Origin of the sequence: Alkalimarinus alittae, from assembly GCF_026016465.1 — a bacterium.
Taxonomy (GTDB): Bacteria; Pseudomonadota; Gammaproteobacteria; order Pseudomonadales; family Oleiphilaceae; genus Alkalimarinus; species Alkalimarinus alittae.
In genome coordinates, this window is record NZ_CP100390.1 from 589,553 (window position 1) to 613,520 (window position 23,968).

21 protein-coding genes are annotated in these 23,968 nt (G+C 43.3%); 11 read left to right on the plus strand and 10 right to left on the minus strand.

Going from position 1 to position 23,968, the window contains the following annotated elements; translation table 11 throughout:
* The first annotated feature begins 40 nt into the window (after positions 1-40).
* Together NKI27_RS02545 and NKI27_RS02550 are read left to right on the plus strand one after the other, a co-directional pair.
* Positions 41-394: a DUF3302 domain-containing protein gene (locus NKI27_RS02545; RefSeq protein WP_265048133.1), complete on the plus strand. Its 354-nt coding sequence runs from the start codon at positions 41-43 to the stop codon at positions 392-394.
* 2 nt (positions 395-396) lie between these two features.
* Positions 397-1,431: an HlyD family secretion protein gene (locus NKI27_RS02550; RefSeq protein WP_265048134.1), complete on the plus strand. Its 1,035-nt coding sequence runs from the start codon at positions 397-399 to the stop codon at positions 1,429-1,431.
* A gap of 75 nt (positions 1,432-1,506) precedes the next feature.
* On the opposite strand, the gene NKI27_RS02555 is transcribed toward NKI27_RS02550, so the two are convergent.
* Positions 1,507-2,160: a class I SAM-dependent methyltransferase gene (locus tag NKI27_RS02555; RefSeq protein WP_265048135.1), complete on the minus strand. Its 654-nt coding sequence runs from the start codon at positions 2,158-2,160 to the stop codon at positions 1,507-1,509.
* A gap of 220 nt (positions 2,161-2,380) precedes the next feature.
* On the opposite strand from NKI27_RS02555, the gene NKI27_RS02560 reads away from it, so the two are divergent.
* Complete coding sequence (locus tag NKI27_RS02560; RefSeq protein WP_265048136.1) at positions 2,381-3,442, plus strand: SAM-dependent methyltransferase; 1,062 nt, start codon at positions 2,381-2,383, stop codon at positions 3,440-3,442.
* A gap of 85 nt (positions 3,443-3,527) precedes the next feature.
* Positions 3,528-4,037: a DUF3087 domain-containing protein gene (locus NKI27_RS02565; protein ID WP_265048137.1), complete on the plus strand. Its 510-nt coding sequence runs from the start codon at positions 3,528-3,530 to the stop codon at positions 4,035-4,037.
* Positions 4,038-4,097: 60 nt separating this feature from the next.
* On the opposite strand, the gene NKI27_RS02570 is transcribed toward NKI27_RS02565, so the two are convergent.
* Complete coding sequence (locus NKI27_RS02570; RefSeq protein WP_265048138.1) at positions 4,098-6,386, minus strand: EAL domain-containing protein; 2,289 nt, start codon at positions 6,384-6,386, stop codon at positions 4,098-4,100.
* Between the two features lie 210 nt (positions 6,387-6,596).
* Between NKI27_RS02570 and trxC the strand changes: the two genes are divergently transcribed.
* The 4 genes from trxC (at position 6,597) to NKI27_RS02590 (ending at position 10,723) form a co-directional block, all read left to right on the plus strand.
* A complete protein-coding gene (trxC, locus tag NKI27_RS02575) occupies positions 6,597-7,034 on the plus strand; it encodes a thioredoxin TrxC (protein ID WP_265048139.1) in 438 nt (145 codons plus the stop codon).
* Positions 7,035-7,106: 72 nt separating this feature from the next.
* Positions 7,107-7,370, plus strand: coding sequence for a Rho-binding antiterminator (locus NKI27_RS02580; protein WP_265048140.1), 264 nt, complete (start codon positions 7,107-7,109; stop codon positions 7,368-7,370).
* Between the two features lie 160 nt (positions 7,371-7,530).
* Positions 7,531-8,472, plus strand: coding sequence for a glutathione S-transferase family protein (locus NKI27_RS02585; RefSeq protein WP_265048141.1), 942 nt, complete (start codon positions 7,531-7,533; stop codon positions 8,470-8,472).
* A 253-nt stretch (positions 8,473-8,725) separates the two neighbouring features.
* Positions 8,726-10,723 carry a transglycosylase SLT domain-containing protein gene (locus NKI27_RS02590; RefSeq protein ID WP_265048142.1) on the plus strand — a complete coding sequence of 666 codons (1,998 nt, stop codon included), beginning with the start codon at positions 8,726-8,728 and terminating at the stop codon, positions 10,721-10,723.
* Positions 10,724-10,746: 23 nt separating this feature from the next.
* Here NKI27_RS02590 and NKI27_RS02595 read toward each other — a convergent pair whose 3' ends face one another.
* Together NKI27_RS02595 and trhA are read right to left on the minus strand one after the other, a co-directional pair.
* The gene (locus tag NKI27_RS02595; protein ID WP_265048143.1) at positions 10,747-11,697 is read right to left on the minus strand and encodes an alpha/beta hydrolase; all 951 of its coding nucleotides are present in this window, start codon (positions 11,695-11,697) and stop codon (positions 10,747-10,749) included.
* A complete protein-coding gene (trhA, locus tag NKI27_RS02600; protein WP_265048144.1) occupies positions 11,697-12,347 on the minus strand; it encodes a PAQR family membrane homeostasis protein TrhA in 651 nt (216 codons plus the stop codon). The genes NKI27_RS02595 and trhA overlap by 1 nt, the downstream gene beginning before the upstream one ends.
* Before the next feature lie 207 nt (positions 12,348-12,554).
* Between trhA and NKI27_RS02605 the strand changes: the two genes are divergently transcribed.
* Together NKI27_RS02605 and NKI27_RS02610 are read left to right on the plus strand one after the other, a co-directional pair.
* Complete coding sequence (locus NKI27_RS02605; protein WP_265048145.1) at positions 12,555-13,535, plus strand: sensor histidine kinase; 981 nt, start codon at positions 12,555-12,557, stop codon at positions 13,533-13,535.
* The gene (locus NKI27_RS02610; RefSeq protein WP_265048146.1) at positions 13,528-14,250 is read left to right on the plus strand and encodes a response regulator transcription factor; all 723 of its coding nucleotides are present in this window, start codon (positions 13,528-13,530) and stop codon (positions 14,248-14,250) included. Before NKI27_RS02605 ends, NKI27_RS02610 begins: the two co-directional genes overlap by 8 nt.
* A gap of 109 nt (positions 14,251-14,359) precedes the next feature.
* On the opposite strand, the gene NKI27_RS02615 is transcribed toward NKI27_RS02610, so the two are convergent.
* Both NKI27_RS02615 and NKI27_RS02620 read right to left on the minus strand, forming a co-directional pair.
* Entirely contained in the window at positions 14,360-15,850 is a 1,491-nt protein-coding gene (locus NKI27_RS02615; protein WP_265048147.1) for a HAMP domain-containing sensor histidine kinase, read from the minus strand.
* A complete protein-coding gene (locus NKI27_RS02620) occupies positions 15,851-16,567 on the minus strand; it encodes a response regulator transcription factor (RefSeq protein WP_265048148.1) in 717 nt (238 codons plus the stop codon). It abuts the gene before it with no gap.
* Positions 16,568-16,854: 287 nt separating this feature from the next.
* On the opposite strand from NKI27_RS02620, the gene NKI27_RS02625 reads away from it, so the two are divergent.
* Positions 16,855-17,343 carry a Spy/CpxP family protein refolding chaperone gene (locus NKI27_RS02625; protein ID WP_265048149.1) on the plus strand — a complete coding sequence of 163 codons (489 nt, stop codon included), beginning with the start codon at positions 16,855-16,857 and terminating at the stop codon, positions 17,341-17,343.
* Positions 17,344-17,499: 156 nt separating this feature from the next.
* Here NKI27_RS02625 and NKI27_RS02630 read toward each other — a convergent pair whose 3' ends face one another.
* The 4 genes from NKI27_RS02630 to NKI27_RS02645 form a co-directional block, all read right to left on the minus strand.
* The gene (locus tag NKI27_RS02630; protein ID WP_265048150.1) at positions 17,500-21,162 is read right to left on the minus strand and encodes a response regulator; all 3,663 of its coding nucleotides are present in this window, start codon (positions 21,160-21,162) and stop codon (positions 17,500-17,502) included.
* Between the two features lie 227 nt (positions 21,163-21,389).
* On the minus strand, positions 21,390-22,208 hold the full coding sequence (gene trpC / locus NKI27_RS02635; RefSeq protein ID WP_265048151.1) for an indole-3-glycerol phosphate synthase TrpC: 819 nt from the start codon (positions 22,206-22,208) through the stop codon (positions 21,390-21,392).
* A 16-nt stretch (positions 22,209-22,224) separates the two neighbouring features.
* Entirely contained in the window at positions 22,225-23,259 is a 1,035-nt protein-coding gene (gene trpD / locus NKI27_RS02640; protein ID WP_265048152.1) for an anthranilate phosphoribosyltransferase, read from the minus strand.
* 49 nt (positions 23,260-23,308) lie between these two features.
* Positions 23,309-23,887: an anthranilate synthase component II gene (locus NKI27_RS02645; RefSeq protein WP_265048153.1), complete on the minus strand. Its 579-nt coding sequence runs from the start codon at positions 23,885-23,887 to the stop codon at positions 23,309-23,311.
* Between the last annotated feature and the right edge of the window lie 81 nt (positions 23,888-23,968).

Below are 23,968 nucleotides of genomic sequence, written 5' to 3' on the forward strand. Positions count from 1 at the left end.
GGGTATACTATTCTTCTTATAAATTTTGAGGGAGAAGGGTATGGAAGGTGGATCAACAACGCTATTCTGGGTTTCGTTAGGGCTTATCTTAAGCTGCGTTATTGTTATTACGTTGTTTATAGTTTTTGTGCATACGATGCCTGGGAAAATTGCTGAAAAGCGTGGCAACCCTCAAGCTAAAGCGATTGAAATAACCTCATTATTAGGCCTGCTGGTTTTTCCGTTATGGATGGCTGCGCTTGTTTGGTCTTACCTAAAACCATTTACAGTGTCGGTTGCCGTTGTTGATGGCGAGCTTACTCCTCGAGCTAAAGAACTAGAACCAGAAAAAGAACACACTGTAGCTGAAAGCTCACAGATATTAGCATCAACTAACGAGCAGGGTGAGGCTTAATCATGGAATTATTAGTTACGATCGCCTATTTCTGTTTTGTATGGATAGTCTTTTTTAAGTTCGAGTGGTTACGTTTCTCGTTGTTCTGGAAATTTGTTGTATTTGGGATATATATTGGTGCAGCGTTATCTGAGGTGGTTTTATTAGGGCAGACGACGCCATACTCTAAAGAAATGGTCGTCGAGCGTTACGTTATTCCGGTTGCCCCTGAGTTTGGAGGGTTAGTTACTGAAGTGCATGCAAGCGCGAATGTTCCAATTAAGAAAGGTGATCCACTTTTCACAATGGACAAGCAAACTTGGCAAGATAAACGTGACCAAGCACAAGCAGCAATGTCAGCCGCAGGTAATCAAAAGAAATCACTAGAGGCAAAATTAGCTGAAGCCAGATTAAAGCTAAAAGAGGCTAAAAGCTTGGTGGCCAAAAAAGTAATGGCTGCTCGTGAATTGCCGTTACGTCAGGATGCAGTCGATGACGTTACCGCACAAATTGCAGCCTTGGATAACACGTTTAGTGGGCTAAAAGCTGCGCTCGATGAAGCAAATTATAACTTAGAGCATGCTACGGTTGTGGCACCAGAAGACGGCTACTTAGTTGATTTTGTTTTACGGCCAGGTGCATTTATTCGCATTAAACAGCAGGTAGCTAGCTTCGTAAGCACCGAAGAGCTCTATTTGCTAGCCGCTATTGACCAGCGGGCTGCACAGTGGGTGCGAACAGGCGATAAAGTGCATTTTGCTTTAAGTATGTACCCTGGGCGTGTGTTTAATGCTGAAGTAGAACACTTGATACAAGCCACGTCATCAGCACAGCTACAGCTTTCAGCAACACTGCCAAGCATGAGGAGTTTAAAACCGAGTGAATTCTTTTTTGTTAAACTCAAGCCAGTGGGTGATTTTAGTGAAACTCCACTGATATTCGGAGCAAGTGGTTTAGCGGCTATTTTTACCGGTAAATCTATTGATTTAGTGCAGGTTATTCGAATGATTGAAATTCAATCTGAGAGTATTCTTAACTATTTATATAACCCGTTTTAACTAGCGAACATGAGCCCAACACTATTTAATCGCGAATAGTATTGGGCTTTTATGCTTTTGCCTTGAGTTTTTAAACTATCGCACCTTCCTCCCTAAATAAGACGTATACGTATTCATGCCTAACAAGGTGCTGTGTTTTTTATCTATGAATTTTAAGCCCATTTTTTTCATCTGGGCTACATGATTATAAACGGGGTGAACCGCTGCGCCGGTGGTAAGCCAAAATATAATAATTGCGCTATACCAGTAGACTCGTTTTGTGACTCTGGCGAATATATTGCCCTCTGGGTATGCGAAATCGCCAACGACAATATTAGCGCCTGGTTTGCCTTGTTTTATCAGGTGTTTAAAAACAGCGTTCATAAAAGGCTCATCAAATGAATTCAGGAAAAAATTAGCCACAACCATGTCGTAATGATTAACGTTTTCGAACGCCATAATATCGCTGTGAATAATGGTGATGTTGAGATCTTGTTTAGATTTGGCGACACCTTCTTTAAACTTCGTTAGCATCGCTTCTGACAAATCAACAACGGTGACCTCGGCTCCCTGTTCCGCAGCGAGTATGGCTTCTTTACCATGCCCGACGCCTGCAAACAGGACTTTATCGCCAGGCTTTAGGTTGTCGGGTGTGAGCATGGAGCATTTGCATTTAAGAAGTGAGTTTCCTGCGAATAGGTAACTGAGTGCGTCGTAGATGGGGCCCATTAACCAGTACTTATCTTTCATTTTTATATTCCCATATAAAATTTTAGATAGGTTATCAACAACAGCCAAGGGGTATATTGGCTCTGAGAACCGGTTGGTGTTTGTACACTTATTAATCAAGATAGTGCTTAATTTTAGATTGTCAAACAATCTAAAATTATAAGATGTGTTGGCTTAACACTCGGTGTATGGAAACATACGGGGTGTGGGCTTTAAAAACTGATTATTAAACGAGATCAACATGCTCTCCACTCAGCACTATAAACACCGACTCTCTGATATCACTGATGCAATTCTTGATACTAATCGCTCAATCGAATCGCTTCATGCTGTGTTGGATGACTTTGCCTCATTATGCAGCGAGATTACCGCGATAACACCGGATGCTACGTTTGATGCGTGGGCTGATGACTCCTTTTTAGAAAGCGGCGTAGCGATCAACCCTCAAGCAGCAGCTTTTTGCATTAAGGACTATCAGCGAAGCGTGATGTTTATTCGCGGCGTTGATAGTGCCATTGATGCGGCAAAAAAGCGTTTTCCGGCAGCGCGATTAAAGATTTTATATGCCGGCTGTGGGCCTTTTGCGACCTTGCTTCTGCCGTTGTTGGTGAAGGTTAAGTCGAGAGAGCTCGATATATATCTTTTAGATATACATCAGCAGTCTTTAGACAGTGTCAATGTGTTGCTAACAACATTGGACCTGCTTGACCATCAGGTCACCCTTATTCAAGGCGATGCCTGCGTCTATCAGCATGACGAGCATTTGCATATTATTATTGCTGAAGTTATGCAAAAGGCATTAGAGCAAGAGCCTCAAGTAGCGGCTACCGCTAATCTTGCTCCGCAGCTTTGTAAAAACGGTATTTTCATTCCTCAAAAAATAGAAGTGCAGCTGTGCTTAGCTCACTGGGAAGATGAAAAAGAGCAGTATAATTGCGTTGGGTTTGTAGCGGATGAAGCATTTATTAAGTATGGGTTGAGATACCCGCTAGGTACTCTGCTGACGTTGAAGGCTTCAACGGTGGGCAAGCTAATGGGGGCGGCTGTCTTTAATGAAAACAGCTCTATGCTTGAGGCGAATTTAGCGACTATACAACTGCCTAATATTAACGCTATTGAGCAGTATGATGTGTTGATGCTGACGCGAATTCAGGTTTTTGAAACGTGTATTCTAGGCGATTATGATGCTGAAATAACCTTACCCCACAAATGCTATGAGTTTTCATCTTTACGGGCAGGGTCGTCATATATGGCGAGCTATCAATTTGGGCGTTATCCGAGGTTTAATTTTACAGCATGTTAATCAACAAAAGGCTTAGTCCTTGGTTGGTTATAGTACGTGGCAGAGAGTATAATAGGCCGCTAATTCGTCTATAGACCCTTATTTTATGCAGTTAAAAACAATTGATAAAGCACTTTATCGAAAACGCTTAAACCGAGTTATTGCCGCCGTTATTATTGTATTAATGGTGCTTTCGTTGGGGGTTTCTACCTTACTCATTCAGTTGTTTGGTGAGCCTGGTGGTTCTAATTTTACACTTAACCTAATGGGGGTTGTCATGGGTGCCATTGTTGTTGGTGGGGCTTTGCGCCGTTTCAGAATGCACCCTTATATGACAGAAGTGTTGTATGTTTGGCAGTTAAAACAAGAGTTAAATCGTATTTACCGAAAATCAGCTAAAATTAAAGCTGCAGCTGAAACGAATAATCTAAAAGCGTTAACAATCATGAATTATAATCTAAAGGCTTGTGCTCAGCTTTATGAGTTGGATGACAATGACCTGACCTTGAGTGATCTGAAGTTAGAGATTAAAGCATTAGATCGAAAGATAGCTGATTTGGGTTTAACGATTAACACAGACGATTACCACAAAGAGCTATTGAATGAGCTAGACTAAGTGTGGATTGCCTGATTAGATTGCCTGGCAGGGAGGCTTAAATGCGTTAAGTCGCTTGGTTTAAGTCCGAATCATCTCTTCAATTTGTTGTTCAAACGGCGAATCAGCGAGAAGTATTGCAAACTCTTCGCTGGGTAAAGGCTGGCTGAAAAGATAGCCTTGAATGATCTGTATACCCTGCTTTCGCAAAAAGTGAAACTGCGCTATATCGTCCACCCCTTCTGCGACCATTCTCAAATTTAGGCTCTTGCCCATCGCGATAATTGCACTCACCAAGCTCGCGCTATTCTCACTTTTGTCGTAATCGATTACAAAACTTCGATCGATTTTAAGTTCATCTAGCGGAAAACGGCTAAGGTAGCTGAGCGATGAGTAGCCCGTTCCGAAATCATCTACAGACAGAGTGCAGCCAAGCTTTTTAAGTTCATGCAACGCTTGTACTGAAGACTTAGCATTACTCATGATAACCCCTTCAGTCAGCTCAAGCTCAAGCAATTTGGGCTCTAGTTGGGTTTCAATCAGTACTTGCTTAACCAGCTCTATAAACGCAGCGTTAAATTGTAAGCTTGAGACGTTAACGGCAACCTTGGGTAATTTAAGCCCTTGTTCGTGAAATGCTTTGCACTGGCGGCAGGCTTCAAGCAGCGTCCAAGCGCCTATCTGAACAATAAGCCCCATCTCTTCAGCCAAGGGTATAAAGCGGGCAGGGGAGACTAATCCATGCTCAGGGTGGTTCCAGCGAATTAAGGCTTCAGCCCCGCTGATTTCACCTGTTTTGATGTTGACCTGAGGTTGAAAATAAAGTGTCATTTCTTGACGCTCTACGGCGCGACGCAAGTCAGCTTCAAGCTTTAAGCGGCCTACTGAGGTTTCCTTCATTGCGCTCGAGTAGAAGCTATAATTGTTTTTTCCTGTGGTTTTCGCATGGTACATCGCTGTATCTGCACGCTTAAGAAGGTCTTTTACCGAGTTTGCATCTTGAGGTGCGATGGCTATCCCAATACTTGGTGTAATCACGATTTCATGCCCATCAATTAGCATGGGGGTTTGTAGTGACTCAAGTAATCGCTCTGCAACAATTCCGGCGGTCTTGGCTTCGTCCAATTTGTTGAGAACGACGGTAAATTCGTCGCCGCCGAGCCTTGAAACATCGATTTTTGATTCGCCGTCAAAGCACTGAGAAATAAGATCACTTTCTCTTACGCAGTCAGACAGTCGGGCACCAACTTCGCGTAGCAGCATGTCGCCCGCGGTATGACCAAGAGAGTCGTTGATACGTTTGAAATTATCTAAATCCAAAAAGAGTAACGCGATATTAGACTGTTCCCGTCTGGATATTTTAAGCAGAAGCTCCAGTTGTTCTGTAAACAACTGGCGGTTAGGTAATGACGTTAAACTATCGTAATACGCCAGTTGGCGCATACGATCTTTAGCTTGTGTTACCTGTTGAACGGCTTGATTAAGCTCTTGGTTGCGGCGCGAGAGCTGCTCTGTTCGCTCGTCAACTTTCATGTTGAGTAGATGACTTTCTACATCCATTTTAGCTTTGTGAGAGCTTAGGTCTGATAGTACGAGGTTGAGCATATCTGCGATTCGGCGGGCTTCTCCTGACCCTTGAGTGCGGAAAGTGTTGTCGAGTTTCCCATCGGCAATATCATCCGCTAGTTGAGCCAAACTCGCCAGTGGGGCGGTAATGCGATGGGCCAACATAAGTGTTAGGTAAAGGGCGATAAGGCATAGCAGTAGACAAGTGGCTGCGACTTTAGCGCTATAGCCGTAAAGTGTCTGCCGTAGCTGTTTAAGGTTTACACCTACAACGTAGTAACCGAGAATATTTTGAGCCCCTTGGTTGCGTGCTTGTGCTAACTGCTCGCCAAACGCTTTGCGACTGATGTTTTTTTGGTAAGGGTTTACCAAAGAGAACACTGGTGCTGAAATTTCTAGGACTGTGCTAGTTGAAAGAGGGCTTTTTCGCTCAATTTGAGTGATATCTAAAGTAGAACCGTTGGTGCGATTTTGTACAAAATCAGCGGGTAGCTGTTGATTTTTGTCTTGGGTTCGACTGGTAATCATGCGCCCCAAACGGTCATAAACGACGGCATACTCAATAGTAGGGTACTCAAGGAGTTCATCAAGACTTTGTTGTAAAACGTCGGTATCAGAGTAGTAAATAGCAAATTGCTGTTGAGCACCCGTTCGAACCGTTTGGATGATGTGGCTTTTAAGCTGTTGCTTGCTGAACGTATAACGGTCGTAAACGAGGTAGGCCGTAATGCTGGCACTTGCAAATAAAAAGACGAAAACCAAAATAACGCCAATGGCTTGTCGGATAGTGAAGTATCGAAGCATTGAAGGTACCGTTAACTGTATAAATTAATCGATATTAGTCAATACAAAATAGCATGTAAACGAAGTCAGACAAAGCCCTAAAGCCTTCATAGACAAGATATTAACCATATTTAACCTGTCTATACTTTCTAATCGCGTTGCATGAGGGATGTGTGCTTGCTAACCTCAATATAACCATCACATTCTCATCAGTTATAAAGAAACAATCCTATGTCTACAACAAATGTAACCTGCCCAAAATGTAATGCGACGAATCGATTGCCGAATGAGCGCTTAACCGATAAACCGAACTGTGGGAAATGTAAAAAACCACTCTTTATTGGTAGGCCTATGGAGCTAACGAGCGCCAATGTTGCTGCGGTTCTCAATCACAATGAAATCCCCGTGTTGGTCGACTGTTGGGCACCTTGGTGTGGCCCCTGTAAAAGCTTTGCGCCGGTATTTGAACAAGCCGCAAAAGAGTTGGAGCCGCGTATACGGCTGGCAAAGCTTAATACTGAAGCGCAGCAGCCATTGGCGGGGCGTTGGAAGATTCAATCAATACCCACGTTAATACTGTTTCGCCAAGGTAAAGAGGTTGCTCGTTTAGCGGGTGCAGTACCCATGGCGCAGTTGAAAAAATGGTTATCACAACAGCGGGTGATTTAACACTTAGCTATTTGTGGTACAAATGTTAGGTCTCTACGAGGTTAGCTATAGTGCTGTTTGGAGGGGATAAATATGAGTAATATTTTAAACTGCGACTTACATGATTATTTAGAAATAGCCTGCCTATATCAGTACCGAGTGACACTCGTTTTAAAATCAGGGGGCAAATACACCGGCATTCCCCAAACAACTATTGCGAAGTCGAAGGGCTCCTGTAAGTACGAAGTATTGATCTTTGACTGTGAGAATGGCAATACGGAAGAAATTGAACTCATGGCATTGTCGTCGATGCGCGTGCTCACGCCTCATGCAAAGTTTACGGAGGTTAGTTTTTAAACTAAGGTAAAACACTGCAGAAAGGTCTTAACTATCTATATAGTTGATTGATTTGGTTTGCTAAGTGGGATAATTGATCACAAATATTGGTGTATTATAGTGTTAATGTCTTTAAGCGAGTTGAGCTTAAAGAAACTAACGAGCACATGGAGAAGATATTATGGGTTTAATTGTAAAGGGTGAATGGGTAGACGAGTGGTATCCAACAGAAGAAACTGAGGGTGAATTTATCCGTCAGGAAAGCCGCTTTAGAAACACTATATCATCAGAAGACGGTGCGACTTACCAACCAGAAAAAGGGCGCTACCACCTTTATGTATCATTGGCATGCCCATGGGCTCACCGCACCCTTATTTTCCGTAAGATTAAACAACTCGAAGACATTATAACGGTCAGTATTGTAGAGCCAAAAATGCTAGAAAACGGTTGGGAGTTTGGTGAACAAGGTGATTCATTATACGGCCTTCAATTTATGTATCAGCTCTATTTAAAGGCTGCACCCGACTACCAGGGCCGAGTAACTGTGCCAGTGCTTTGGGATAAAAAAACAGAAACGATCGTCAATAATGAGTCTGCCGAGATTATCAGGATTTTAAATACTGCCTTTAATGATATGACGGGTAACCATGTTGACTATTATCCCGAGGCAATGAGAGGCGAAATAGATAGCATCAATGAGCGTATCTATGAAACCATTAATAATGGCGTTTATCGGGCAGGTTTTGCCACCACGCAAGCAGCCTATGAAGATGCCTATATTGCGCTATTTGAAAGCTTAGATTGGCTTGAAGAGCGGTTAAGTAAACAGCGTTATTTAGTGGGCGATAGTATCACTGAGGCTGATTGGCGTTTGTTTACGACCTTGATCCGCTTTGATGCGGTGTACCACGGCCACTTTAAGTGTAACCGGCAGAAGCTAAATGAGTTTTCTAATATTAGTCATTATTTAAGAGAACTGTATCAGGTGCCTGGCGTGAAAGAGACCATAGATCTGGAATATACCAAAATACACTATTACGGTAGCCACAAAACCATCAACCCAACAGGTGTTATTCCTTTAGGGCCAGATGAAGACTTTAGCGCGCCTCATAATCGGCTGTAGTTCTGATAAACGTAGCTATTTAGAGACTAGGCCGCACCAGGTGTGGCCTAGTTGGATTACATCTCTGTTAATATTCTATTTTAGTGGCTTTCCCCCTTGTTATTCAAAAAATTAGTAGTAGTCTTTAGATATTACTTTTTTATGTCCTACTCGTCGTTAACCGGTATTTCTCGAACCCATTTTATTTGAGTGCAGACACTCAACAATATTTTTATGGGGTTAGTAAGAGGACGAACGCTACCTTAGGGATGCTATGATCCAATATCGTGTTTTACTGACCATAATGATTCTATTGCTGCCGCTTCAGTTAGCGGCACAGCTCAATACGACTCAACAAACTTACCTTGCCGCGCTTGATGCGCTGAGCGAAGGAAAAGTCGACACGTTTACATCGCTGAGTGAATCAATTTCGGACTACGTGTTAAGCCCCTATTTAGAGTATGAACGTATCCGACATGGAAAATACAACGATACTCAGGCGATTAAATTATTTTTAGATCAATACCCAGACCAGTCTATTAGCAACCGACTCAAGTACGAATGGTTGTTAAGCCTACCGAAACGGGGAGAGTGGGGTGCTTTTCTTGAAAATTATGATGGCACCCTGCAATCGCGCACGCTGAACTGTTACTACCTTAGAGCCCTTTATCGCTCAGGAGAGAAACAAAAAGCATTAGAGCGCACTGCGGAGGCATGGACGGTGAGCGGTTCATCGCCAAAAGCCTGCGACCCATTGTTTAGAATCTGGCTCAAATCGGCCTACTTTAAACCAGATTATGCATACGAGAGGGTCAAGCTCGCACTTAATAGAGGTCATACTTCGCTTGCAAGTTATGCGAGCAATTTTCTTAAGGGGGACCAGCATAAAGCGGCTGCGACCATGATATGGGTTCATAAAAAGCCAGACATTCTTGCTAGTGTTAAGCTATTTCCAACGAGCAACCCTTACATGAAAGAGGTGGTTGAGCACGGTATCAAAAGACGAATTCGACGCCGCCCTGACTTAGCCTTAAAGTACTGGAATACGCATCGCGACCGATTTGAATTTGCGCCATCTGACGTTGTTGCATTAGAAAAAAGAATTTATTTGGGGCTTGCTCGGCAATATGATGAGTCAGCATCGAGCCTCTTGGCTTCTCTGCCTGAAGAAGGTAGTTCTGCAGTCGCCAGTCACTCTCGAGAAGTACTTGAATGGCAGATTCGTGTCAGTCTCCGCAATCGCGACTGGGGTTCAGTACTTAAATGGATTCAAGTGCTTGAAAAAACAGACGGCATGAAACAAAAGTGGCACTACTGGAAACATAAAGCCTATATCGCACTCAAAATGGATGTGCCTCGATTAGACCAAGTACAGCTTGAAAAATTAGCCGATACGCGCAGCTATTATGGCTTTATGGCAGCCGAGTTTTTGGGGAGGCCGCTCACGCTAACCAATATGCCCCTGCCGGTTGAATTAGATACTTACCAAGCCTTTGAGCGTCTGCCTGAGATTGATCGTGCAAAAGAATTCCTGAACCTAGGGCAAACCAAAACAGCGATGCGAGAGTGGCAATATTTAGCGCGTAATAAAGACAACCAAGCAGGCTTGATGTCATTAGCTAAACTTGCCTATCAGTGGGGCTGGCATAACCGTGCAATTACCGCGGTAATTGCAGCAGATCACTGGAATGACCTCTCTATACGCTTTCCAACGCCTCATAAAGAAACATTTATGGCGGCTGCGGCTCAAGTTAACATTGAGTCATCTTGGTTGTTTGCGATTGCAAGGCAAGAAAGCGCATTCTCAGAAAAGGCACGATCAGGGGCGGGTGCTAGAGGTTTGATGCAACTCATGCCCGCAACAGCACGACAAACGGCTAAAAAAATAGGTTTAAAACCCTCTAAAAACTCCCTTTATGACCCGCAATACAATATTACCTTAGGTTCTGCTTACTTAGCCGATATGTATCAGCGCTTTAACAATAACCGAGCACTAGCCACCGCTGCATATAACGCAGGCCCTCATAGAGTTAAAAAATGGGTAGAATCATCAGCCGGACTGCCGATTGATGTCTGGGTCGAAACGATCCCCTATGATGAAACTCGACGATATGTGAAAAATGTTTTAGCCTTTGATGCCATCTATCAGCATAAACTAGGAACTGGCGAGCCCCAGCTAATACGAGACGTTGAAAAGATTTTTGTATCAGAAGAAATGCTAAGCGATACGAGTAAGTCAGATGCTTTATTGGTGGCGAAGAAGGCTCAATGAGAAGGTTCTAAGCTTTTTGACGGTCAGGTTTCTCTGTTGAACCCGCGCTTGGTAGTTTGACGCGGGCTATTCAAAAAGTTATCGACCTCACGAAACACCGTCTGAGCAATATACCCTCTAATAATTCCATGCAAATGAAAGTCGATCTCTTTGTAATACTTCTCCCCATCGGGTAATTTTTTAAACAACTCTCGCGCACTTTCCACATCGACTTTTGGGTCATGTGTTCCGTGGATAATAAGCGTAGGTATCGACAAGGTGGCTATGTTTTTCTCAACACCTTTCATCAACCGTTGAATCTCAGCAATACTACTGACGGGGCAGCGTAGATAATTGATATGAGGGTTATCAGCATGATTGGTTGCAAACTCTTTGCGGAGAAGAGCGGTATTAACGATGCTGGGCATAAGGCTATCGAATGTGCGTAACGCTGAATTCCAAAGGTTTACAGGACGGGCGAAATGCGCTGAAAACGTTTTGAATTTAAGAGGGGCGCTGATGCTAATGAGTGCTTCGAACGTGTTGGGTTTGCTAATGGCTTGATGAAGCGCGATAGCGCCGCCGGTTGAAAAACCTGCTACCGTGATGCGGTCACAGCACATTTTTAGAATTTCATGTCCTCGGTTGACAGACTCAATCCATTCACCCCTTTTGCGTTGTGCGAGATCATCGGCAGAGGTTCCGTGGCCTGCCATTCTAGGGGCATAAACGGTAAAACCTTTAGAGAATAAAAAATCCGCCCACTCTCTTACTTCTTCGGGGGCGGCCATTAAACCATGTATGAGCAATACTCCTCGCGTTGAGCCAGGGTTGTGCAGAAGGTAAGGTTCGCCGATGTGTTGGGCTTTAGTTTCACCTTCAAGGTAGTATTTTTGGTAATCAGACGCAAAAAGCTGACGCTCATCATCCAGTCGTTGTTGGCATAATAGTGGTAGTGACTTGGCCTTGGCTGTGCTAGTAAAGTGGCTATTCATTAGGCGATGCTGGCGGTTAAAAACGCGGTATAGATAAGCGCATAGTGACAAGCCCAACCAATCAACACCATGACATGAAATAGCTCATGAAAACTGAATATACCAGGCATCATCAGAGGCTTTTTAATGGCGTAGACAATCGCGCCGATGGTGTAGGCAATGCCACCTGCAAAGAGCAGAGTCTCTTGTAGCGGTGTCATGACACTCAGAATATGTTTCATTGGGAATACCAGCATCCAACCCATAATTAAGAAGATGACTGCATAGATCATTCTAGGCGCGCGAGGGAAAAATAGCTGCGAGCAAACGCCAAAGGCGACTAACCCCCACTGAATAGCAATCATCGGTAGACGCCAGTCATTATCTAAAAAGAAGTAACAAACAGGCGTGTAAGAGCCAGCAATCATAAAGAAGATGGCTAAACGGTCCATCTTGCGCCAAAAAGAGAGTTCATTCTCTTGTTTCTTGAACATGTGATAAAGCGAACTTGCCGAGAACAAAAACGTAATCGAAAGCCCGTAGACCAACGCTGTAACGACCATCGACGCAGAGCCGGTGGCTAGGTTGAGTAAAAATAATGTACCGATTACCGATGCAATCATGCCGGCTAGGTGCGAGTAAAAATTAAATGCTTCTTGAGATTTTACCACTGTGAAGTCTCTCTCCAGTAACCCGTGTTATTATCACTGCACTGTTTAAAAGCTATAAACAGCTCAGTTATGCATTATTTGTCGTTGAGCTATATTGTGGTGCTATTGTGTTTCAATACCAGTAGAACTACTTGATCAAGTGCTGTATTAGCGTTGCTTTTACAAAACTTTTACATAAGTTGTTATATTTGAAGGGAAGAAACAGCAGTGAAGCAAAATAAACAAATGCCTAATGGGGTTTTTATTTTCATATTCTCCATTGTCGCACTGGTGTCTTCATTTGTTCTTTATATTTATTGGTATATTGAAATAAGCAGTGGGTTAGAAGAGGCTGTTTTAAAGTTCGGTATAGATCCTCGGCAAGTCTTTGAGTCTCAGACTGCGTTAGTCATTGTGGTGTTGTCTTTGCTGGTGGGCTTAATTCTAACCGGCTTGTCGATGAGTTTTGTTTATAATCAAAAAATGCAGCAGTTATACCGTCTGCAAAATAACTTTATCAATAATTTTACTCATGAATTGAAAACCCCCGTCACGTCGTTGAAACTCTACTTGGAAACTTTTCAACGGCATGATCTCAGTAAAGAGGATCAGCAAAAATATATACGTTACATGTTGCAGGATGTTCATCGTTTATCTGAGAATATCACCAATATATTAGACCTTGGCAGTATTGAGAGTAAACATTTTAAGGGCACGTTTGTTGAGCATGACGCGGTTTCATTTATTACTTCTTTTTATGAGCATAATGCCCACTTATTTCAAACGGGTGTTGTGGCGGTTGAGCCCCCGAAAGAAGGGCGCTATAACATTGCACTTAATGCGCCCTTGTTTGAAATGCTACTGATTAATTTGGCGACCAATGCGTTTAAATATAATGAGTCTGATGAGCCATCACTCAGTGTTCGGTTTGAAAGAAATGCACAAAATATTGTTATAACGTTTACAGATAACGGTATTGGTATTGATCGATCACAAAGCCAGAAAATCTTTAAGAAGTTCTACCAAGTAGGCGATTCTAATCTTATGTCGGCTAAAGGCAGTGGGTTAGGGCTTTATCTTGTTCAGAATATTGTTGCAGCTCATAGTGGCAAGATAAAGGCTCGAAGTGAAGGCAAAGGGCGGGGGTCGACATTTGTGGTGACGTTACCTTCTTGTAAAGTACGAGAGAGAGTTAAAAATAATGGATAAGCCAGCCCAGCGTAAACGTATCTTAGTAGTTGAAGACGAACGACACATTGCTGAAGGTATTAGGGTTAATCTCCAGCTGCAAGGCTATGATGTTAAAATTTCCGAGACGGGCCCTACGGGGTTGAGTGATTGGAAGCACTGGCAGCCTGACTTAGTGGTGCTAGACATTATGTTGCCAGGTATTGATGGTATCTCGGTGTTGAAGAGCATTCGACTCGAAGATGAGCGTTTGCCAATACTGATTTTATCTGCAAAAAGTTCGGCAGAAGATCGAGTTAAAGGGTTAGCTAATGGCGTTGATGATTACCTTTCAAAGCCGTTTAATCTAGATGAATTCTTATTGCGCATAGACCGCCTATTAACGCGAGATAGCTGGTTAAAGCCTGAATCAGCTACTACGTCTGTTGAAGCGCTTGATAGCTATACTTTTGGTGGTAATAACATCGACTTTAAGCATGCGGTCGCTTTTTGCAAAGGCCAAGAAGTCTCGTTAACTGAGCAAGAGCTACGGCTGCTCAGAATGTTTATTGCCAATCGTGGTGTGGTGCTCTCGCGTGGCGAGATACTTGAAATTGCATGGGGTTTCTCAAAAAGTTTGACCACTCGAACAGTCGATAACTTTGTTGCTCGCTTTCGTAAATATTTCGAAGACGATCCTAAACATCCTGAATATTTTAAAAGTAGACGTTCAGTCGGGTACGTGTTTGATCACTAGGTAATTAATTTTCCAAAGTCCCTTATTATAGACGCCTTCGTGACTATACCTATTGTCATCCTCGCGTATGCGAGGCGCTATTATTCTCAATAAAATTGTGGATTCCCGCTTAACTTGGCAAGGGAAGATAAACCCTCACACAAAGTCCTCCCTCTTCAGGAGAGTAAAGCTTCACTTTACCATCGTGTAGATCAACCACCTGCTTCACAATCGAGAGCCCTAGCCCATAACCTCCGGTTGACTGAGTACGCGAGTTATCGGCTCTGTAAAAGGGGGTAAATACTTGCCGTATTTCTTCTTCACTAAGCCCTGGTCCTTGGTCGGTAATTTCGACAATGACGCCGTTGTCTGCCGTTGAAATATCCACTGAGACAATGGCATTTTCGGGGCTGTATTTAAGGGTGTTGCCGACGATATTCTCAAATGCTCTCGCCAGCAGTGTCCGGTTACCATTAACCACTACAGACTCTAGCCCTTGCTGCATTAGCGTGATCTTTTTGATGCTGGCTTCGATTTCTGCATCTTCAAGTAGTTCTCTAATTAAGGGCGTTAAATCAACGGGCTCGATAGATAGCTGACTTGCTCCGTCGTTTAACCGATTAAGTGTCAGCAGGTTCTCAATAAGTTCGTTAAGTTTATTGTTTTGTGATTCAATTTTATCAAGCAGACTGGCAGAAGAGGGGTTGTCTTCCACAAGCGTTCTGACGAGATCAATGGCGATACGCTGTCGAGTTAAGGGTGTTCTAATTTCATGAGAAATATCTCTAAGTAACTGCTTTTGTCCGGTGATGGTTTTTTCTAATTGTTTAGCCATTTCATCAAATGATGTAGCGAGCTGGCCAAGTTCATCTTTTCGATTGCCGATACTACTGCCGACGCGGGTAGATAGTTCCCCCGCAGCCATTTTTTGGCTTGCCTGCTTGAGGGTAATCACGGGTTTGACCACATGCCGACTTAACCACAGTGATGCAATAAGAATAATGCCAAGGGTGATTAATAGGCGTAGCCAGCGGTACTCTTTGGGAGACCTCAGCTCTTTGTGAATATAGGGGGATGGCAATACCTTTAGTTGGTAATGCGCTCCATTGTGCGATATGACTGAGATGCGAGTCTTGATTGGAAGGAGGGGCACGTCAAAGTGTTTACGATCCCCGCGTTTTTCAAGGTACTTGTTTGTGCGGTAATGATCATCCTTTTGGTGGTCATTATCATCTTTGACATCTTTGACATCTTTGACATCTTTGTCCCGGTGCCGACTACTTGCAACCGGTCTGCCTAATTTTTCGCGTTTAAGTACTCTATCATCACTACTGACAAGGTAAAGCACAGCCCTTATTTCATCGTCCTCATAGATACGCTTATACCATTTGTTGAGCGCTTTTTCGCCTGAGGTTTCGTAAACCGTTACGCCGTCGTTTGCGAGACTTTCAATTTTGCTTTGAACCTTTTCGGCTTTATGTTCGATATTGCTAATTTGGGAGGTGATGGTGATATTGGCAATGGTGGTTAATAAGAGCGTGGCCCAAAAGACCCCCATAATCTTTAAAAAGAGTGTATAACGGTTTTTAGTTGAGGGTCTGTTGGTGGGGTGATTATTCATTTAACGCGATACCTTTTCAGTAACCTGGAATAAATAACCGACACCTCGAATGGTTTTAATACGAGGCTGCCCTTCAGGTGTATCGCCGAGCTTTTTCCTGAGATTACTAACATGCATATCAATAGCACGGTCATACAGGGTTAGTTTTCTTCCTAGCGCGCGTTGAGTGAGCGCTGCTTTATCAATAACCTCACCTTGATGGCTTAATAGTTCAACTAAGATATTATATTCGGCATTGGTGAGTTCAACTTCTTTTGAGTTGAGAAAGACTTGTCTACTCTGAGGTTTCACTTCTATATCTTGGGTTGTTAATGAGGCGGGTGTATCATGCTTAGACGCTTCGTGGTCTAACCCTACACGTCTTAGAATCGCTTTAATACGTGCGATCAATTCACGCGGGTTAAAGGGTTTAGGCAGGTAGTCATCTGCGCCCATTTCAAACCCCACAATTCGGTCTATATCATCACCTCTAGCGGTCAGCATTAATACAGGGGTGTTTTTGGATTTACGAAGCTCACGCAGCACCTCTAGACCGTCTCGCCCAGGTAACATGATATCGAGTATCAGTAAGTCAAACGTCTGTAGCTGCGCTTTATCTAAGCCATCATTACCATCAAAGGCGCAGGTGATATTAAAACCTTCTTTAGATAATAACGTCACTAATAGTTCACTGATTTCTGAATCATCTTCAACCAATAATAGGTGCGGTGAGTTCATTATAATTTCATCACGTAATAATTGTTTGGTCTCGTCATCCTCGGGAATACGGAGGCCATGCTTTTAATCTTTTATGGATAAACACACGCTTGATTCTAGCATAGAGATAAATCTGTAAAGGTGGTTACTCGCTATCTTTACATCTTCTTTACACCTCCCAAACGTTGCTTTACATCCTGCTTGGTAAACTCGCCTTGTGTTCATAGTTAAGCGTTCGAAGCGACAAGCGCTTCGCATGTGACAAACAATAGAGATAAATAAGGTAGGAATTACATATGAAAACACTGATGACCAATAAAAGAACTCGAATGGCGCTCGTTGTACCTACAATCATCGCGGCGGGTTTGTTTACTATAGGCACTGCAAATGCTGAATCGGGATGGTTTGGAAAAGATAAGCACGAATGCAGTGAAAAATATGAGAAAAAAATGGAGCGTCTATCAGATAAGCTGGATATGACGGACGAGCAGGAAACCCAACTGAAGGCGATTTTAACGCGCGCTAAAGAGGACGGTAAAACGAATAAGATGGCTCGTCGGGGGATGCGTCAGGAGATGTTGTCGATAACTCCTGATGACCCAGAATACCATGCTAAAGCTGAAAAACATGCCGATGCTGCTGCTGCGCAGTTGAAAACTAAAATACTGAAGTCAGCGGAGGTTAGAAAAGAGATTTATGCCATCTTAACCGATGAGCAAAAACAGAAAATGCAGCGGATGATGGAAAAACGCATGAAGAAAGGGGAAGGACGACGAGATAAGGGAGAGGATGATTAAGGCCGTTACTATTATCTTCCATCGTTAACCAGAATTAAATTTAACGGAATGTGATTGAATAAAAAATCGCACTAACGTGTCAGACCCTGCTAGGTATTTTATTGTAGGCGCTGCTCTTAGCTGCGGTTTTTTGGGTACGTAGATGCAATAAATACTTCAATTTTTTAAATTCGCCTCGTTAAGTGTTTCCATCTCTTGCTTGGTCTTTTGAAAAATATCAGAGAGGTTGTCGGCGTCAGCTTTCCAGTTTTGGGTGTTACCTTTTTCGTAAAGGGATTCAAGGGATTCTGCAAGAGATGAAAGCTGTTCTGCGCCTAATGCGGCACTACTCGACTTAAGGCTGTGAACGGCGATGATCATCGTGTCTATATCGCCTTTCTCGCCTGCTTCTTTTAAGCCTACTATTAGTGCATCGCTTTCCATCAAATAAGCAGAAAAAATGGACTGAAAATGTGTTTTAAGCTGAGCCCGCATCTTATTAAATCGCTCTTCCGAAACCATTAAGCCTTTATCTTCCACTGTGTTTTCCTCGATTTTAGGCGTTAAATGGGAGGGCGATTCCGAAGGTTCTATTTCTTGGCCTAGCCAGTGGCTGAGCTTCCTAACTAGCTCATCTTGTTCAATAGGTTTACCCACAAAATCATCCATACCGGCTTCTTTACAGCTTTGTTGATCGCTTGCCATCACATTGGCTGTTAGGGCAATGATAGGTGTGTGCCTGTTGCCGGTCTCTTGCAACCTGATTTTTCGCGTCGCTTCAAAGCCATCCATGATTGGCATTAAACAGTCCATCAAAATTAAGTCATAGAAACTTGTTTTATGTCGGTCTATGGCAACTAAACCATTTTCAGCAACATCCACTTCAAGCCCCAGTTGATTCAAAAAGCCTTTGGCGACCTCTTGGTTGACGAGGTTATCTTCAACTAGTAGGACTTTTCCATTGAGTTTAATATCAACAGTTGAACAACCCCGATGGTTATTGACTTCATATTGCGAACGGGGTTTGAGCAATAACGTTTCGTTGTTTTTATCAAGTGCAATTTCGAGTGCGTTCTTAAGTGTTTTTGAGCTGTATGGCTTGCTTAGGCAAATTGAAATGCCTGCTTTATGTAGCGCCTTTGGGCTGTTTTCGTCTGTTGCTGACGTAAGCATGATTTGGGGGAGTTTGTAGTTATCGTTAATTTCTTTGCCGAGTGTTAATCCATCACAGTCTGGCATCATGTAATCAAGCAGCACTAACTGAAAGGGGTCTTTAATTTTAATGGCGTGTTCTAATGCGGCTATCGACTGTTGGCGGTTGGTGGCAGTAACGGTAATAAGCCCCCAGTATTGAAGTAGGTCTTCTAGAATCACGCAATTAATATGGTTGTCGTCAATGATTAATACCTTAACATTATCTATATTAGCGCGTGTAAATTGTGAAGGGCTTTGGCTGGGGGGGAGGGGTAACTTAAACCAAAATGTAGTGCCTTGACCTGCTTCGCTATTAACACCAATAGTGCCGTTCATTAACGTTATGATACGCTTACTAATGGTTAATCCTAACCCTGTTCCGCCATAACGGCGGGTGGTTGATGCGTCGGCTTGCGTGAACGCCTCAAACAAACTTTCTTGTTGCTCTTTAGATATACCAATGCCTGAGTCAATTATTTCAATGCTAAGGGGCAGGTGCTGGCTATCATCGTAGCGAATATTAAGTTGAATGTAGCCTTCTTCAGTGAACTTTATGGCGTTGCCAATTAGATTGATTAAAACCTGACGGATACGCCCTGGGTCACCTTTGAAATGACGAGGACAATGAATATCGTAGTTAAATATTAACTCCAGCCCTTTTTGCTCTGCGGTGGCAACCAACAGATGCAATGCATCATGGGCGATATGCTCTAAGTCAAACTCGATGGGCTCTAACTCCAATTTTCCAGACTCAATCTTAGAGAAGTCGAGAATATCGTTAATAATGCCGAGTAGCGCCTGACCTGATTGGTTGATAGTGCGGAGGTAGTATCGCTGTTGTTCGGTTAGCTCACTATTATCTAATAGCTGTGCCATACCTAAAACACCATTCATTGGTGTACGGATTTCATGACTCATGGTTGCCATAAACTGACTTTTAGCGATAGACGCCGCTTCGGCTTTATACATCGATTCAGCGAGCTCTGCTGTTCGGCTTTTAACCCGTTGCTCTAATGTTTCTGCAAGCTGAGATACTGCACGTGCATTTTCATTTGCTTCTTGAGTTTGGTGTTGTAGTTTCTCAATGAGTGACTCAAAGGCGTCAACCATGGTTTTAACTTCGCCTTTTGCATTAGGTATTTTTAATGTTGAGCGGTCGTAGCCTGCGGTAATCAGCTTGGCTTGCCGAGTAAGAATAGATATTGGCTTAAGTTGGCGGCGTGTGAATAATGCAATGGCGAGGCCCGATAGCAGTATCGCTAGAATCGACACATAGATAGATTGGGTTTTGAAAGCCTGAATAGGTTTTAGTACGGCTTCTTCTGGTTGCGTAATAACCAAGCCTAGGAACCGATGCGGGTCATCATTGGCATAAAGAATTTTCCCTGTGATGTGTAGTTCACTGTGCTGATCAAATGAGGGTTTAGGCTTCTGAGTTTCTGATAAGGCTTGCCAAACCCAAGGCTCATCGATTTTTACATCTTGAGTGTCTGGGTTGCGTTCAAATGCCCAACGTCTACGTTTATCTGGATGATGAATATATTGACCTTGGCTGTTAACCAGTAAGGTTTTGTCTGAACCTGTATTATTTAATGTACTGAGTAACGTTGAGGCATCTGTATTGATGACAATTAACGCTTTAGGTGTGTGTCTAAAGCTTGTGGCTTGGTGCCTGCTTTCTAGCATTGATATCAGTTCTTCAAGCGTGTTTTTAAAATGCCTTTTTTGTTGCCAGTACTGCTTGCTGATAATTCGTTGGGTTGCGTCAATCAGTAATCCGCGGCGAACATAATCAATAACCAAGCTCTCAGACTGTTGTAGATCGGTATGCGTCAACTTAAGTTCATTAAGGGTTACCGCGTCTTCAACTGCAGTGAATTGATCCATTTGGCTGAGGAAGTCGTTCAAATTTGAGATTGTTTGGCTGTAGCGGTTGTGCCAAGCTAGGTTGCCTGACTGTGCTATTCGCATCGAGGTGAGTGTTCGGATTTGATCGAAACGGCGCAATTGTTCGGCTAGCTCTAATACCTCTGTATTGCTACCTGAGGAAAATTTATTGGCATCAAAATAAACGGGGGATACGATTCTCTGCGTCGGTTGGTAGGGGGTGACTATTTGACCATTTTCACGATTTAAGGTGATATCTGAAATATAAATCTCACCGTTTTTTAGAGATCGGCCCTTCTTAAAATAGTCTCTATTACTTTTGTTTTGCAGTTCATCGCCTCTTACCCGTTCTGGCATAAACGCTTCGCGATCGCGATTTACCCTAACAAGCTCCATGCCGTTTTCTGCGTTTATAAGTCGAACTTGCAAGTAGTTTTTGGATTGAATCAACCGAGTGAACTGTTCTTCTAAGTAACGCCTCCAGCCCTCTATTTCGACTAATTTAGTGTTTGTTGTGGCTTGATTATCGTTACCTTTAGGAGGGGCGAGCGTGAATAAAAAGCCCTGTACAATTGCAGCGTCTGCAAGTTGCTCTGCTTGCTCTCGGGCTTGGTCTATTTCCCCTGTGATTCTCTCAATTTCAAGCGATAAAGTGCCCTCCATCTTACTTAAAGTAGAGCTTAGTAATAGTTCCTTTGCGTTTTTGTAAACTAGCCAGTCTGACAATGAGACAGCTAACGCAAGTATAGTAGAAGCCATCAAAACGATTTTAAGCGTTATTGATAAGCTTTTATTTACCCTGTGCTTTGGCAATCGAGAAACCACATATAAGTTATATGAATGTGATGGTGTTTTGAGCGCTATCTATATATAACTATAGTTCAAAATACAAACATTGAAGGGGAAATATGTAGGGTTTGAAAGAAAAACCCTAGCACTACCAAACGGGTAGCAGTAGGGTCTAAGTAATTAACAGAGAACGAAAACTAGAAGAAAAGTTCAGATAGCTTTTGCCCTGGGTCATCGGCGCGCATAAATGACTCGCCTACTAAAAAACTGTTGACATGATGTTGCTGCATTTGTTGAACATCTAAAGCGCTATTAATGCCGCTTTCTGTCACTACAATACGGTTTTCTGGGATGCTTTTTAGTAATTCGAACGTGGTATTCAGTGACACGTCAAAAGAGTGTAAGTCTCGATTATTGATGCCGAGTAGTTTGGTATTGAGGGTTAAAGCACTTTCGAGCTCTTGGGCGTTGTGCACTTCAACTAATACATCGAGACCGACCTCTTTGGCAAGGCCTGCGAGGTCTTGCATTTGACCAGTGCTGAGGCAAGCTGCAATTAATAGAATGCAATCACCGCCAATGACTCTGCTTTCAAAAATCTGGTATGGGTCAACCATAAAGTCTTTTCGAATCACCGGGAGAGAGCAGGCATTGCGCGCTTGCTTGAGGTAGTCTTCATGCCCCTGAAAAAAATCATGATCGGTGAGCACCGATAAGCACGCAGCGCCTGCTGTCTCATAGCTTACCGCAATCTCAGCGGGGATGAAATTTTCGCGAATCACCCCTTTGCTCGGTGAGGCTTTTTTTATTTCTGCAATAACGGCAGGCTTGCCCGCGCTTATTTTGGTAGCGATAGCCTCTACGAAACCTCGTGTTGGAGGTTGATCAAACGCCATTGCCTTGCAGTTTGCCAGTGATAGAATCTTCTGGCGTTCTCCAACTTCTTGCCATTTACGCTCAACGATGGTTTTCAAAATTGTTGGCGTAGAGGCGGGTATCGTATCAGTGGTGTTCATGACAGAATTAAGCTCTTTAGTCTTTTAGCAGTGTGGTGAAACTTGCTAAGTCATTAATTTTTGCCAGTGCTAGGCCACTTCCAATGGCGTCTGCCGCCATGGCGATGCCGTCTTCTAGCGTGTCTGCTAGATCTGATACATAAATGGCTGCACCCGCATTGAGTGTGATGATATCACGCGCATTGTTGGCTTTGTCTGAATGGTCTTTGCCTAACGCCGCTTTGATTAGCGCGAGGCTCTCTTGCGCGTTTTCAACGGTTAATCCAATAAGGCTTTTACTTTGAATATCAAAGTCTTCTGGTGTAATTGTATATTCAGTAATGTCGCCATTTTTCAGTTCGGCTATATAGGTTTTATTGGCAATACTGATTTCATCAAGCCCGTCGGCTGAATGAACAATTAGCACATGCTCGCTGCCTAAGCGCTTAAGCACTTCAGCCATAGGGCGGCAAAGCGCTTGACTAAACACGCCAATGACCTGGTTTTTAACGCCTGCGGGGTTTGTCATTGGGCCAAGCATATTGAAAATAGTTCTTAAACCCATTTCTTTACGCGGACCGATAGCATGCTTCATTGCGCTGTGGTGGCCGGGTGCGAACATAAAGCCAAGTCCAATTTCATCGACACAACGCGCCACTTGCTCAGCGGTAATATTAAGATTAATACCTGCGGCTTCAAGCACATCGGCACTGCCAGTGCTGCTGCTAACGCCGCGGTTACCATGTTTAGCGACTTGCGCGCCGGCGGCCGCAACAACAAAGGCACTAGCGGTTGATACGTTAAATAAGTTAGAGCCATCCCCGCCTGTTCCGCAGGTATCAACAAGGTATTCGCCTTTAATATCAACTTGGGTGGCAAGCTCTCTCATGACTTGAGCTGCGCCGGTTATTTCGTCGATACTTTCGCCTTTCATGCGAAGGCCGACTAAAAAGCCGCCTATTTGTGAGTCTGTTGTTTGCCCTGTCATGATTTCGCGCATGACAGTCTGCATCTCTTCAGTTGAGAGGTCTCTGCGATCGACAACCGCTTTAAGTGCAGCTTTGATATCCATAGAGGTTCCTTTATCTATTCTTTTTTTAATTCTTGTGTTGTTTTAGACATTATTTATCTAAAAAATTTTTCAATAGATCATGGCCGTGCTGGGTGAGAATCGACTCAGGGTGAAATTGAACCCCTTCGATATCCAGTGTTTTATGGCGCACGCCCATAATTTCTTCCATGCTGCCGTCTTGGTTTTCTGTCCAAGCCGTCACTTCTAGGCAGTCTGGAAGATGATTTTTACAGATGACTAATGAGTGATAACGGGTCGCTTCAAAAGGGTTTGTGAGCCCCTTAAATACACCGGCATCAGCATGTTTAATCATCGATGTTTTGCCGTGCATCACTTGGCCCGCCCGAACGACTTTGGCACCAAAAACTTGGCCAATGCTCTGATGTCCAAGGCAGATGCCCAATATAGGTAGTTTGCCGGCGAAGGTTTCAATTACCTTCATGGAAATACCTGCTTCGTTGGGTGTACAAGGGCCGGGAGAAATCACAATTTTCTCTGGGTTGAGCGCTTTTATCTGTTCGATAGTGATTTCATCATTACGATGAACCTGCACATCCGCCCCTAGTTCGCCCAAATACTGGACGACGTTGTAGGTGAATGAGTCATAATTGTCGATCATAAGAAGCATAAATTGCTCCAGTAGCAATAAGTTTCAATAGAACAAGTATCAACAGCACATATTTTAATCAACTAGGGTGTGTTTTGCCCA

What these genes read in the sequence shown, in the direction of transcription:
- NKI27_RS02545 (WP_265048133.1), top strand. Translation starts at nt 41, where the DNA reads ATGGAAGGTGGATCAACAACGCTATTCTGGGTTTCGTTAGGGCTTATC.
- NKI27_RS02550 (WP_265048134.1), top strand. Translation starts at nt 397, where the DNA reads ATGGAATTATTAGTTACGATCGCCTATTTCTGTTTTGTATGGATAGTC.
- NKI27_RS02555 (WP_265048135.1), bottom strand. Translation starts at nt 2,160, where the DNA reads ATGAAAGATAAGTACTGGTTAATGGGCCCCATCTACGACGCACTCAGT.
- NKI27_RS02560 (WP_265048136.1), top strand. Translation starts at nt 2,381, where the DNA reads ATGCTCTCCACTCAGCACTATAAACACCGACTCTCTGATATCACTGAT.
- NKI27_RS02565 (WP_265048137.1), top strand. Translation starts at nt 3,528, where the DNA reads ATGCAGTTAAAAACAATTGATAAAGCACTTTATCGAAAACGCTTAAAC.
- NKI27_RS02570 (WP_265048138.1), bottom strand. Translation starts at nt 6,386, where the DNA reads ATGCTTCGATACTTCACTATCCGACAAGCCATTGGCGTTATTTTGGTT.
- trxC (WP_265048139.1), top strand. Translation starts at nt 6,597, where the DNA reads ATGTCTACAACAAATGTAACCTGCCCAAAATGTAATGCGACGAATCGA.
- NKI27_RS02580 (WP_265048140.1), top strand. Translation starts at nt 7,107, where the DNA reads ATGAGTAATATTTTAAACTGCGACTTACATGATTATTTAGAAATAGCC.
- NKI27_RS02585 (WP_265048141.1), top strand. Translation starts at nt 7,531, where the DNA reads ATGGGTTTAATTGTAAAGGGTGAATGGGTAGACGAGTGGTATCCAACA.
- NKI27_RS02590 (WP_265048142.1), top strand. Translation starts at nt 8,726, where the DNA reads ATGATCCAATATCGTGTTTTACTGACCATAATGATTCTATTGCTGCCG.
- NKI27_RS02595 (WP_265048143.1), bottom strand. Translation starts at nt 11,697, where the DNA reads ATGAATAGCCACTTTACTAGCACAGCCAAGGCCAAGTCACTACCACTA.
- NKI27_RS02610 (WP_265048146.1), top strand. Translation starts at nt 13,528, where the DNA reads ATGGATAAGCCAGCCCAGCGTAAACGTATCTTAGTAGTTGAAGACGAA.
- NKI27_RS02615 (WP_265048147.1), bottom strand. Translation starts at nt 15,850, where the DNA reads ATGAATAATCACCCCACCAACAGACCCTCAACTAAAAACCGTTATACA.
- NKI27_RS02620 (WP_265048148.1), bottom strand. Translation starts at nt 16,567, where the DNA reads ATGAACTCACCGCACCTATTATTGGTTGAAGATGATTCAGAAATCAGT.
- NKI27_RS02625 (WP_265048149.1), top strand. Translation starts at nt 16,855, where the DNA reads ATGACCAATAAAAGAACTCGAATGGCGCTCGTTGTACCTACAATCATC.
- NKI27_RS02630 (WP_265048150.1), bottom strand. Translation starts at nt 21,162, where the DNA reads ATGGCTTCTACTATACTTGCGTTAGCTGTCTCATTGTCAGACTGGCTA.
- trpC (WP_265048151.1), bottom strand. Translation starts at nt 22,208, where the DNA reads ATGAACACCACTGATACGATACCCGCCTCTACGCCAACAATTTTGAAA.
- trpD (WP_265048152.1), bottom strand. Translation starts at nt 23,259, where the DNA reads ATGGATATCAAAGCTGCACTTAAAGCGGTTGTCGATCGCAGAGACCTC.
- NKI27_RS02645 (WP_265048153.1), bottom strand. Translation starts at nt 23,887, where the DNA reads ATGCTTCTTATGATCGACAATTATGACTCATTCACCTACAACGTCGTC.